This window comes from Niveispirillum lacus (genome assembly GCF_002251795.1).
GTDB classification, from domain to species: domain Bacteria; phylum Pseudomonadota; class Alphaproteobacteria; order Azospirillales; family Azospirillaceae; genus Niveispirillum; species Niveispirillum lacus.
This window is the reverse complement of sequence record NZ_NOXU01000032.1, coordinates 261,202-273,096: the sequence shown is the minus strand read 5'-3', so window position 1 is coordinate 273,096 and position 11,895 is coordinate 261,202. Positions and strand designations below refer to the sequence as shown.

Annotated in this window: 9 protein-coding genes; 2 read left to right on the top strand and 7 right to left on the bottom strand. The window is 61.6% G+C overall.

Annotation, left to right across the window (positions count from 1 at the left end):
• The first annotated feature begins 284 nt into the window (after window positions 1-284).
• Entirely contained in the window at window positions 285-1,406 is a 1,122-nt protein-coding gene (locus CHU95_RS20400) for a diguanylate cyclase domain-containing protein (RefSeq protein ID WP_094458193.1), read from the top strand.
• Between the two features lie 29 nt (window positions 1,407-1,435).
• On the opposite strand, the gene CHU95_RS20395 is transcribed toward CHU95_RS20400, so the two are convergent.
• Genes CHU95_RS20395 through CHU95_RS20380 form a run of 4 tightly spaced genes read right to left on the bottom strand, consistent with a single transcriptional unit; the run spans window position 1,436 to window position 4,740 of the window.
• Window positions 1,436-2,800 (bottom strand): CAP domain-containing protein, encoded by a 1,365-nt coding sequence (locus CHU95_RS20395; protein ID WP_094458192.1) that lies wholly within the window; start codon window positions 2,798-2,800, stop codon window positions 1,436-1,438.
• Window positions 2,801-2,805: 5 nt separating this feature from the next.
• The gene (locus CHU95_RS20390; protein WP_094458191.1) at window positions 2,806-3,963 is read right to left on the bottom strand and encodes a hypothetical protein; all 1,158 of its coding nucleotides are present in this window, start codon (window positions 3,961-3,963) and stop codon (window positions 2,806-2,808) included.
• Window positions 3,960-4,331: a helix-turn-helix domain-containing protein gene (locus CHU95_RS20385; protein WP_094458190.1), complete on the bottom strand. Its 372-nt coding sequence runs from the start codon at window positions 4,329-4,331 to the stop codon at window positions 3,960-3,962. Before CHU95_RS20385 ends, CHU95_RS20390 begins: the two co-directional genes overlap by 4 nt.
• 43 nt (window positions 4,332-4,374) lie before the next feature.
• On the bottom strand, window positions 4,375-4,740 hold the full coding sequence (locus tag CHU95_RS20380; protein ID WP_094458189.1) for a helix-turn-helix domain-containing protein: 366 nt from the start codon (window positions 4,738-4,740) through the stop codon (window positions 4,375-4,377).
• A 312-nt stretch (window positions 4,741-5,052) separates the two neighbouring features.
• Here CHU95_RS20380 and CHU95_RS22585 point away from each other — a divergent pair, with 312 nt between their 5' ends.
• Window positions 5,053-6,342: a hypothetical protein gene (locus CHU95_RS22585; protein ID WP_094458188.1), complete on the top strand. Its 1,290-nt coding sequence runs from the start codon at window positions 5,053-5,055 to the stop codon at window positions 6,340-6,342.
• 346 nt (window positions 6,343-6,688) lie between these two features.
• Here the strand turns inward: CHU95_RS22585 and CHU95_RS20370 are convergent, their stop codons facing one another.
• From CHU95_RS20370 to CHU95_RS20360, 3 genes are all read right to left on the bottom strand, one after another.
• Window positions 6,689-7,942, bottom strand: coding sequence for an MFS transporter (locus CHU95_RS20370; RefSeq protein WP_094458187.1), 1,254 nt, complete (start codon window positions 7,940-7,942; stop codon window positions 6,689-6,691).
• Between the two features lie 235 nt (window positions 7,943-8,177).
• A complete protein-coding gene (locus CHU95_RS20365; RefSeq protein ID WP_094458186.1) occupies window positions 8,178-10,157 on the bottom strand; it encodes a glycoside hydrolase family 97 protein in 1,980 nt (659 codons plus the stop codon).
• 33 nt (window positions 10,158-10,190) lie between these two features.
• Entirely contained in the window at window positions 10,191-11,810 is a 1,620-nt protein-coding gene (locus CHU95_RS20360) for an alpha-L-fucosidase (protein ID WP_094458185.1), read from the bottom strand.
• Window positions 11,811-11,895 lie beyond the last annotated feature (85 nt).

Sequence of the window (11,895 nt, the reverse complement as noted above, 5' to 3'; positions counted from 1 at the left end):
CAACGCCGCCAGTGACGGCGATCAATACCGCCTGCGGGTCGTGTCTCATGCTGCCGCGGGTATCGGGTGGTCACCAACGCCCTAACCGCGCCAAGGCGTCGGTCAATCCACCTGCTCCAGGCGGTTGATCGGCGGTGCTGGTGCGGGGCTATGACAACAGGCCGTTGCGGTATAATGGCCGGGCCGGCTGTGGTCTGTGCTGCGCTTCTTGTCAGCGACCAATGCCAAGGGCTTGACGCACCGGGGCTAACGGGTGTGTCTGATGTCAGGAAAAGGGAGGTGGCATGGGGGCAGCGGACATCGCGACCTTGCGCCTGGGCTTGGGGTACACCGGATTGCTGTCGCTGCTGGTGACAGCAACCTTGTGGCAGGCCCGTGCGCGGGTGCCGGGAACGGGCGCATGGCTGATGGCGGCTCTGCTGTCGGCCATAGCCTATCTGCTGCCACCGGCCGTGCAATGGGCCCGGCCTGACTTGGGGATTGCCATCAATTGCGGACTGACGCTGTCCGCCATGCTGTTCATGCTGGATGGCAGCCTGGCGCTGCGTGGCTTTGGCGATGCGGCCCGGCGACGGATGCCAGTCGTAACCCTGTGCCTGGCCATTCTAGCCCTGATGCTGGTTTCCGCTGGCCACCCCTGGCTGCGTATCAGTCTGCATGACGGCTTCGCCTTTCTGCTGCTGATGGCGACGGCCCTAACGCTGGTCTGGCGGGCGCCACGCTGGTCCTGGCTGCCGGCTGTCGGACTGGGGGTGCTGTTTGCAACATTGGCCATGCTGATGGCGTGGCGCGGGCTGAACCTGCTCATCACGGGGCTGGATTTGGGAGCGGCGGACACCCGCATGCCTTCCTGGCTGCTGGCCGCAACGCTGGCCTGGGCCTTGGGCTGGACGGGCCTGTTTCCGACACTGGTTGCCGCCACCGAAGGGGAAAGCCTGCGTCAGCAAGCGGAACGGGATACTCTGACCGGCGTGGCCAGCCGTACGGCTTTCCTGTCACAGGCAGAGGTGGTTAGCGACCGGCAGTACGGGTTGTTGCTGCTGGGCATGGAGGGGCTGCGTACCTTGAACAGCAGTCTTGGTCATGGGATGGGTGACCGCATGCTGTCCGCCTTTGCCGCCCGTCTGCGCGACACGGCGCCGCCGGGTACCCTGATCGGGCGATTGACCGGCGCACAATTCGCCTTGCTGCTGCCCGGTCTGTCGACGCGGGCTGACCTGATGGTCAGAGCCGACGGGCTACGCCTGGCCCTGTCGATCCCGCTGGTCATCGGTGACCTGGTGCAGACGCCAGAATTCACCCTGGGGGCAGCCTTGGCCCCGGAAGATGGCAAAAATGTCGAACGGCTGCTGGAGGCGGCTGAACGCGCCATGTTCCGGGTCCGCGCCGCGCAGCGGCCAGGGTAGAGACTGGCCGGTGGTTACCGCGTACCGGCTCAGCCCAAGATACCGTCCGCATCAAAGGGCAAGCGACCCTCTACCTGCCCGACCAACCGGTAATGGCTGAGCCCGCTCTCAAACACACCGGCGGCGACGGCAGCCGCTACATCCGGATTCTGCGCCAAGTAGAACGTTTCGCTGAACTGATCAGTGGCCAGCCGCCCTTCAAACCGCCCGAAATTCAGGTAATGATCGATGGCCGACCCCACCAGGCCCGCGCTGATGGCGGCAGCCACGTCGGGGTTCAGTTCCAGATAGTCAGCGGTGTTGAAATAGGCATTGGGGTTGCGGCCTTCAAACTGACCGAACAGCAGGTAATGTTCAAAAGCACTGGTTACGGTCCCGGCCGCCATCGCAGCAACGATGTCGGGATTACGGGCCAGATAATAGTCGGTATCAAAAAAGGCAGCGGGGTCGCGCCCTTCGTTGACGCCAAAGGACCAGAAATGATCTTCCAGCGAAGAGATGGCACCGCCAGTCACCGCAGCCGCCACATCCACATTGCGGAGGCCATAGAAACTATCATCAAAGCGAATCCGGGTGAGGTTTTCCCCCCAATTGCTGCTGTCGATGACGCGGTCGGCGAATTCCACATATTCCACATTATGGATACTGATCTGGCCCTCGGCCCCCGTAATGACGGCCCACGTGCTGCCATCAGCCGCCGTGACCGGCGCAATCTTGTAGCTGGCTGCGGTACCGGACAAGGTGATTCGGTCCAGGCCGGCACCGCCATCCACGCGATCACCATCGGTAAGACCAAAGATCACATCGTTGCCGCCGCTGGCAGCGATACTGTCAGCCCAGGCCGTGGTGCGGATGCTCTCACCACTATTGCTGCCCAGAATGGGCACAACGGCAGTCTTGGCGGCCTTATCCGTATAAGTGCCGAAGGTGGCATAAACCATGTTGCCAGCTATACCGATGCCAACAGCATCCCAGTTCACGGCCAGCAGATTACTGGTCATTGCTGGCTTGGCGAGCCAGCTTGCCAGCACATCACTGCCGGCGTTAGCAACCAGCAGACCCTCAGCATTCTCACCGATGCTTTGCGGCAGGGTGAGTTTGAGGGAAGCAGCCAAGGCCAGGACGCCGGCTGTGTAGCTCTGCCCATCACTCCAATGATGCAGCGACGGGACCGTCCGCGCCGTCACCGTCGCATTCGACCAGGCGACAAAGCCGACATTGGTGTCGAAATCGGTGGCATGCTGACCTGCCAGGATTGTCAGGTCGAGCGACGGTTTCAGCGGCGTCAGACCCTTGGCCAGACGCAGATCATTGATCGCATGATAGAGCGCAAGCTCGTCGATCGACAGGCTATTGCTTCCGGGAAGAAGGGTAACCAGGGCTGCGATACTCATGTCACTCAACCTCCAACGACCAGCGAAGTGGTCTGCACCGACAGATGGATCTCCGCCGCTGCCTGACCAATCACCGTCAACTGTTGTGCGCCGTTGGTAACCAAAACCCCCAAATCCGTGATAAGGGCGCTGCTGGTGCCCAAATCGCCGGATTGTTCGATCACCAGACTATCTTGCCCCTTTTCAAAATTCCCCACCTTGGTCGTCACTTCACGGTCATTCTTGCCCAGAATGATCAGGAAGGTATCCGCCTTGTTCTCCGTCCCCATGAAGTAGGCGTTTTCATTGTAAGAAACCTGCACCGTGTCGCCGCCCCGTGCGGTAAAGGACAGGGCGATGCCGTCATCATGGTCGGTCACGGCGACGATTGCCTGCGCCTTGGCCGTGTTGACAATCTCCTCGGCCTTGGCGTTATCAGCGGTTACGGCATCCGACGGCAGCGCTGTGGCCAGGGCCATCGGGGCCGTGACTGTTGCGGGCGCATCGGTGCCGTTCGCCAGCTTTTCAGCCTTCACCAGCATCAGTGGCTTATCGGCTAGGTTCGACGCGGCCGGATCAGATGGCGCGTCCTGACGATCAGCGTTCGGCAGGCTGGCCTGCACGGCTGGCAAATCCAGCACGGCCTTGTTACCATCGGCGCCGTGGTCGCCAGCGTCTGGCGCACCGGTCGGGGGCAGGGGCGATGCCACCGCATCGTGTGTGACGGCGCTGGCGATCACGTCCGCTGTCAGCACCGCCACCACAGCGCTGACAATGCGCAGGAACGCATGGGTGCCGTCGCGATCATCATCGCCATCGGCGGCATTGTTGTCATGATGTGCAGCACCGGTATCGGTACCCGGCAAGGTGCCCATGTCGATCTGTGACAGGGCCGCGCGCAGCGTTTCGCCAGACCAAGTCTCGCCGTCCAGCACATGCACCACAAAGAAACCATCAATGCGCGCAATATGGATCAACGCATCGCCGGACGACACATCCTCAATCGCGAACCAAGGATCGCCTTCCTCTGACAAGCCGGACGCCGCCTCAACCACCAGACCATGGCGGGCAAACATATCCAGGCAACGATAAACGTCGGCGATTTCCTGGTTGGTCCAGGCACCTTTGCTGGCATTGTCCGCACCCCGGCTGGGGAAGCGGAATATTTCGGCCGACGCGCTCATGCCGGCCTCCCTTCTTCCTGGCTCGGCCGCAGGGCGGCGAAAGCGTCGGGCTCAAAAGCCGACAGATAGCCGGCGGCGAAATCGGACGGTTCCATGCCGATGGCCAATGCCCAGCCGGCAAGAACGCCATCAGGGAGGCGGCCACGGCCACTTTCAATCGCACTGACCAGGGTGGGGCTGGGTAGACCAACCGTGTCAGCCAGCGACCGGGTGGTGAACCCATGATCCAGCCGCCGTTGCCGGATGGCGCGCCCCCAGGCGGCCCGGCGTTCGCGCAAGGCCATCATCCGTTCGCGTGCAGTATTGTCGGCCGCCTCGGGGCGGGCGGCCTTCAACTGTGCGATCTGGATGGAGACGATTTCGCCCATGGCGGCGGCTCAATACCTTCTATGGATTATACCCGTGCCGGGTTCAGACCACGCGGAACTTTGGCGCCGCCTGCTCCCCACCACCGGCAGAGCCGGAAGGAGAAGTGGTACCGGCGTCGCCGAACAGAATAGAATGGGTAATCGGATCGTAGAACTGCATCAAGGTCCGCACGAACTCTGCGGGCTGCATCTGCAGCGCAGCAGCCCACGCCAAATAGCTGTCCGGCGGGATGCGACCGCGCCCCGCCTCGATCATCGAGACCATCGTGTAATATTCAAGACCGACAGCCTCCGCCAGCGCACGCTGGGTCAGCCCGACCTCTGTCCGGCGGTTTTTCAGCCAAGCCCCCGCCTGCCGGCGCAGTTCCTTGACCTCTTCACCGCCACCATGTTGAGGATGTGAGTACATCCGACACCCCGTCGACTATGCCTGCTGCGAACATAAGCGACTTTATAACAGATTACCACTTTTCTCTCGCCCGTGTTCGAGGGGGACGGCTTCCACGCGGTCGCATACGATGAAATGCCTGTAAAACGGCCAGAACGTGGCCGACGCAAGGCATTCTCAGGGTCTGGCGTCCGTCTGGTCAGGGCGACTCCGCCGCGACTCCGCTGGCCCGTCGGGGGCTGGGGGTGCGGCTTGACCAAGGGTGATCGCTTCACTAACGTGCCGGCGATCGCTGAGGTAACTCTCTGCTGCGGACCCGGACCAAGCGTGGGCATGATGGACGTCTTCTTCGACGCGCTGTTCGCGCTGAACCTGCTGTATAATTTCGGGCTCGAACCGTTGTTCCTGCTGTTTTTTGCGCGGCTTCTGGGTCTTGCCTATCTTAACCCGTACTCAATCACCGTATTTGCCCTGCTGCCGGTGCGGCTGCTCTGGTTGTTGGCTGGGCCGTCGGTACATTTCAACAATGGTGTGTTTGATCAGACATATCAGTACCTGATCCTCCTGGAGAACCTGCATTTCACCCTGCGAACCGGCGTTGCGGCGCTGCTCGTCTTCTACCTGACGCGCGACGACGTGTTGGGACGGTTTGTTGACCGGTTCCATTTCCGTCCTCTGCCGGTGCAGCGACTGCGCCTCTGTGCGGTGCTGTTTTTTGGGGTGTTTCTGCTGGCGTTTGTCATCACTGCCAGTTGGAGTTTTGGGTTGGTCAACTGGTTGCTCAGCCCACGCACGGGGTATCAGTTGCACCGGTCCGGGGCAGGGCCATTTTATGCCATGTCCGTGTCGATGATTGCCGTTTCCTATATCCTGGCCATGCTTGCGGCCGGCACCCAGCGGCGCATCATCACCACATGGCTGGTCTATCTGCCTTTTGTCTTTCTGCTTGGGTCTAAAGGCTATCTGGTACTCTATACTGTTACTGCGTTTGCCTTCATGCTGATATCCGGTTTCAAGCTGAAGATTTCCACCGTCGCGGCGGTGGGGTTGGTGATGTCGGCCGCGGTGCTGGCTAACTTTGGTTCGGCCGATCTGGTCGATATCTTCCTGTATTTCGACTATTACTCCAACAGCGCCTATTTTGTGCGCGCCTATCAGAACGGATTGACCGACCTGTTTTATGGTCAGATCGCATCAACCGACATCATCGGGGCAGTGCCGCGCGGCCTATGGCCGGGCAAGCCCTATGTTTACGGCCCCACGCTGCTGAACGAGATGTTCTATCCCGGTATGGCCGAGGCCGGGCACACCCCGGCCTTTGGCGGCCCCATCCTGGCCTATGCCGATTTCGGGGTGCCGGGGGTGGTGCTGTTCGGCCTGACCGACTGGTCCTACCTTGGATCGGTGCTGATGGCGTTCCTGCTGCTGACCCGGCTGCGCGACCGGGGGCCGGATTTTGTCCGGACCCATCATTTCTACATCTTCCTGGCCTTGTTGATGCTGGCGCCTGGCTATCTGAACTTTTTCCAGTTCCCGCTGAACCTGGGCATCATGGCCTTCGTGGCCTTGGTCCTGACTGGCTGCAACCTGTTCCCGCGGACACGGTTCATCCGGTTGGCCTGAAAGACCGCCCTGAAACCCGTTGCATCCGCAACGGGTTTGATCAATGATTATCGCCTAATCTAAAAAAGAAAGCCGGCTGCGCGTGGCAGCCGGCCAGAGATGAAGGGAGCCTCATAAGGAGGTAAAGTCCCTGACAGTTGCTCATATGCAACGGTCAAGTCACTTTCTTATAGCCCATCTCCACGGGCTTTGAAAAGTGAAAAATGTGTCCGAAAGGCTACACTAACGGAAAAATCATCATTGGCCCTTGCATTGGGCGCGATGCAACAGGGTGTAACGGCGCCCTAGCGGCCGTTGCCGTGCCGGCGCAGGATGTGTTGCCCGGAACGATATGGTTTGCCGCCCCTTAGGCGGATGGGGATGCGCCGGGAAACCGGTCGACCTTGCGCAGGGCCGGAAACAGCAGGCACCAGAGTGCGACCACCACCAGCGTGCCCACCCCGCCGACAATGACGGCCGGGCCGGCCCCCCACCACGAGGCGGTGAGCCCACTTTCGAACTCGCCGAGTTGGTTGGAGGCGCCGATGAACAGGCTGCTGACGGCGCTGACGCGGCCACGCATATCATCGGGTGTTTCCAATTGGACCAATGACTGCCGGATAAAAACGCTGACCATATCGACGGCCCCCATCACCACCAGCGCACCGCCGGCGATCAGGGCCGAACTGGTCATCCCGAAGAGAATGGTGCAGACGCCAAAGGCTGCGACGCAGACAAACAGCACCCGGCCTACCCGTCGTCGCACCGGCCACACAGACAGGGCCAAGCCCGTGGCCAAGGCGCCAACCGAGGGGGCGGCACGCAGGATGCCGGCCATGACCGGGCCGGCATCGAACTGGTCCTTGGCCAGCACCGGCAGCAACGCTGTCGCGCCGCCCAGCAGCACGGCAAACAAATCTAGCGATATCGCGCCCAGCACGATGGGTTTCGACCAGATGAAACGGAACCCGGCAAACAGGGTTTCCAGGCTGACCTTCTTTACGGCCGCTGCCATGGTGCGCGCCGGCAGGCGAATCAGGGCCACCAGAATGAAAGCAATGACAAACAGCAAGGCGCAGATGGCAAAAACCCAATGGCCGATTAGACCATAGAGCAACCCGCCCAGCGCTGGCCCGACGATGGCCGATGCCTGCCAGGCCGATGAGTTCAGCGCGACTGCTCGGGGAAACAGCCCTGGCGGCACCAGATTGGGCACCAGAGAAGACGCCGCCGGCATTTCAAAGGCCCGTGCCGTGCCCAGGATGGTGACGGCAACAAAAGCCGGCCAAAGGGCCTTTGTCTGGTCATCCCACAGCGCCAGCCACAGCACCAGCATGGCCAGAATGGCGAGCCCCTGACAGAAATTGATCACCCGACGACGATCGAACCGGTCAGCAACGTGACCAGTCACAAGCACCAACAGAATAGACGGCAAGAATTCCGCCAGTCCGATCAGACCCAGCGCCAGGGGGCTTCCCGATATGTCGTAGACCCGCCAGCCGGTAGCGACGATCTGCATTTGCAGGGCCAGGATCGCCGCGATGCGGGCAAACCAGAACAGCCGAAAAGGCACATACGCGAAGGGGCTGGTCGGCGAGGCGATTGGGTTGGCGTCGGACATGGCACCGGAGCACGTGACGGGCGATACCGAAACTATGGCCCCAGTGAACGTGAAGCGTTAAGGGCGGTTCCTGCAAGGCAGGGACGCGTACGGCGTTACGTCCTGACCTCGTGAAGGGTGCCGACTGCTGGGGGCCAGTCGCCAGCGCCGCCCGACGCCATTCTGAGATGCGCCACGTACCGTGACCGGATTATACTTTGAACCGGTGAATGGCCGCCAGCTTGCCGCGCTGCCATCATCTGATCGGTCGCAGGATCAGGACCCCGCCGCCGGCAGCGGCCAGTGGCACGAGAAGGCGGTCGCTGCTGCTGGCGGAGCGGGTGTTGCGGGTCAACGTGGAGGGGGTGGGGCCATCGCCGATGATGTCGGCGGTGAAACGGCCCGCGCCAAGGAACGACAGGGGCAGGTCTAGGCGGCGGGCCTGTTCATTGTTCAGGATGCCAACATACCAGACATCCCCCTTGCGCCGTGCCAGTGCGATAGAGGTTCCGACTTCGCCTGCGACAAACCGCACCTCGTCCCAACTGGTGGGGACGTCGCGGATGAAGTCCAACCCGTCTTGCCCGGCATAGGCGTCGGGACTATCAGAGACGCAGGCAAACGGACTATCATAAACGACATAAAGTGCCAGACCGTGAGCGCGGCTGGTCTGCACCTCCGGAAGCGTGTAGCGGGACTGGAACGTGTCCGGTGTGGCATGGCGGAAACCGCCGGGCGTGTAGTCCATCGGCCCCAGCAGCAGACGGGTATAGGCCAGCATCACATTGTGGCTGGGCGTGATTCGGCTGGACCATTTATTGTACTCCGCCCCCAACACACCTTCCTGGGTCAAATAGTGGGGGTAACTGCGGATCAGGCCCGTCGGGTGATAAGCGCCGTGCAGGTTGACCATCAGTTTATGCTTGGCCGCTGTGGAGAGCAGACGGTGGTAGAAGTCCACCATCCATTGGTCATCCCGGTCCATGAAGTCGACCTTGATGCCCTTGATCCCCAGGCTGGCATAGTGGGCCAGGACCTCGTCCATCCGAGGCTCCAGCACTTCCCAATGCATCCACAACCAGAGGCCGACCCCCTTTTTGTGGGCATAAGCAATCATCGCGGGCAGATCCAGGCCAGGCGTGACCTGCATGAGGTTGGCCCCGTCCTTCACCGTACCTTCGCCCCCGGAATTCAGGTACCAGCCGTCATCAATGAGCATGTATTCCAGCCCTAGGGCAGCGGCTTGGTCGATAAAAGCGGTGACGGTGGCGTCATTGGCCTGCGCCTTATTCTGCGCGTCGGGCGCCCGCCACCCATTCCACCAGTCCCAGGTCGCCTTGCCCGGTTTGATCCAGCTTGTGTCCCTAAAGCCGGGATCAGGATTGAGGGTGGTGATCAGATTGCTTTCATTCAACGCACCGGGATGTCGGGCCAGCATCAGCACGCGCCAGGGACTGAAGGCACCAGCGGCGGGCAGGGGGCGCCGGACGGCGATCTTGGGTTCATCGGGACGCGGGGACAGCACGCTTTCCACCCCGAGGCTACCATCACCGGGGCGGGTCAAGTACAGGCCGGCATAATCGCGTAAATCCGCCTCCGCGATGGCAAAGGCCGGGCCACCGGGTGCCGTTTGGCAGACCAGCGGCGCTTCGTACAGATGGGTGGGCCGGATGCGGCTCGCCATGACGGGGTCAAACTCGCCCTCATGCGCGGTGCGGAAATGGCCTAGATTGAGGCCCCAGCAAGAAAAATCGCCGGCGAAGCTGAAGCGGGTGCGTTCCTGGCGAAGGACAAAATCGGTCATTCCCGATTGGGCCGGCACCCGGTAACGCAAAGCCACCCCGTCATCATAGGCGCGCAGGATGATATCCAACCGGCGCCCCGGTGCATTGGTTTCCGCCAGAGACACGGTCAGCTCGTTGAAATGGTCACGGGCCGAGGCGACCTTGCCCACAGTGAGACGATACTGGCCATCGTGGCTGCGCGTGCTGGTGTCGGTGATGGTGAGGCCGCCGACCAGGGGCTTGCGCTGTCCGTCCAGATCCAGGCCCAGGATGGAAGGCGATAGGATGGCTGTGCCATCATAGGTGACGGCATAGGTCAACCGCGCCGCATTGTCCTGGTCAAGGCGGACACGGACCTTGCCATTGGGGGAGGCAAGGTCGATGGGGGCCGCGAAAGCAGGTGTGGTCAGGGTCAGTATCAGGGCGAGAACCAGGAAACGGGGTAGGGGCATGGTTTCCTCCGGCTTTGTAGTTTTTGCGCGCGATCAGACGAGACCGCGCCCCGAGAGGCGCAGGGCCAGCATGGGCGTGTCGTTGGGCCGGTCGGGCAGGCTAAGTTCCAGCCCGGTTTCGGTCTGACGAAAGGCCAGGGGTGTGCCGTCACGGCCCAGCAGGTCGACCCGGTCAACCACACCATTGCCGTCGCCGGCCAGGGATGTCACCAACAGGCGCCCGTCGGCGGGCCAGTCCATGACCAGAACGTAAAGATGCTGCCCGCGTACCGTGAAGCGCAGATCAGCCGGGGTGAAGGGCGCCTGCTTTGCCTCATCCTGCGCGAACCGGGTTGGGCCTTCACCAAAGCGCCGCCAGGGCCGGGTGGCAAAAATCGCCTCTCCATTGGTGGTTGTCCAGGCGGCCAGACCGTCGAGAAAGCGTATCTCCAAATCATCGAGGCTGCCATCGCCCCGCAGGGGCACAGACAGCAACAGATTGCCGTTCTTTGAAACGATGTCGGACAGGCTTTGCACCACCTGCCGCAGGGATTTGTAGCCGCCACGTTCGTAAAGCGGCCGGTCGTAATGCCACTGACCGATGCAGGTGCAGGTTTGCCAGGGGTCCGGTCGGATATCCTCGACAAAGCTGCGTTCATGATCCTCCACAATGGCGCGGCGCTGTGTGTCGGTGGCCAGCCGTTTGCCATTGGCCACCACGTCCATTCGACCGCCATGCCATTGGTGCGACAGGTTGTAGTATCGAGCCACCAAATCCAGCCCGACCTGTCCGAAGGGCAGGCCGTAATTATCGAAATAAACCAGATCGGGCCGGTATTTTTCAATGACGTCCAGGGCACGCAGATACCAGGATTTGACGAAGGCGGGATGGCCCGGTGGCGGTGTTTCAAGCCACTGGCCGGTATGAGTGTCGTGCCATTCCTTCATCGCCTTTACCGTGGCGATGCCGTCGGGGGCCACTCGCATCGGGCCACCATAAAGGTCCTGCGGGTCCAGCCCGTCCCACCATGTGCCCTTGCCGTCAGCGCGTGTCAGGCGGTGGGCGTCATAGCGGATGCCGGCTTTCGGTCCTTCCGGATCATAGCCATAGGCCGTTTGGAACCAATGCCAGGAATGGGCACCATGATTGGAGATGCCAAAACGCAGGCCGGCCCGCCGTGCCAGTCTTGCCCAGATCCCGACAATGTCGCGTTTTGGCCCCACCCGCGTTGAATTCCAACCATGCCAGCGACTGTCGAAACAGTCGAAATTGTCATGATGTTGGGCCATCGCCACGACATAGCGGGCGCCAGCCCGCTGATAGCGGCCCATCAGGTCCGCCGGATTCCAATTCTCCGCTTTCCAGCGACCGATGATTTCCATGAAGCCGGTGTCAGCCGGGTGGCCATAGGTCTTCAGGTGATGATCATACATGCGATGGCCTTGCATATACATGAAGCGGCCATACCAGTCCCCGACCTCGGGCACGCATTGCGGTCCCCAATGCGCCCATAGACCCAGCTTGGCATCGCGGAACCAATCCGGTGTGCGATAGCCGTTGGCAAGACTATCCCATGTCGGCTGAAACGGGCCGTTTGCACTGGCCCCGGCCGGCAGGGCTGCCAGCCCCGCAGCCGACACCGCACCCAGAAGATGGCGTCTGGTCAGCAACATTTCCCTTTCCCCCCTTGCGGTTGTTTTTGCTTCGGCGCTTGGCGATATAACGGACGTATTTATCGGATAAATAATCTATACACCC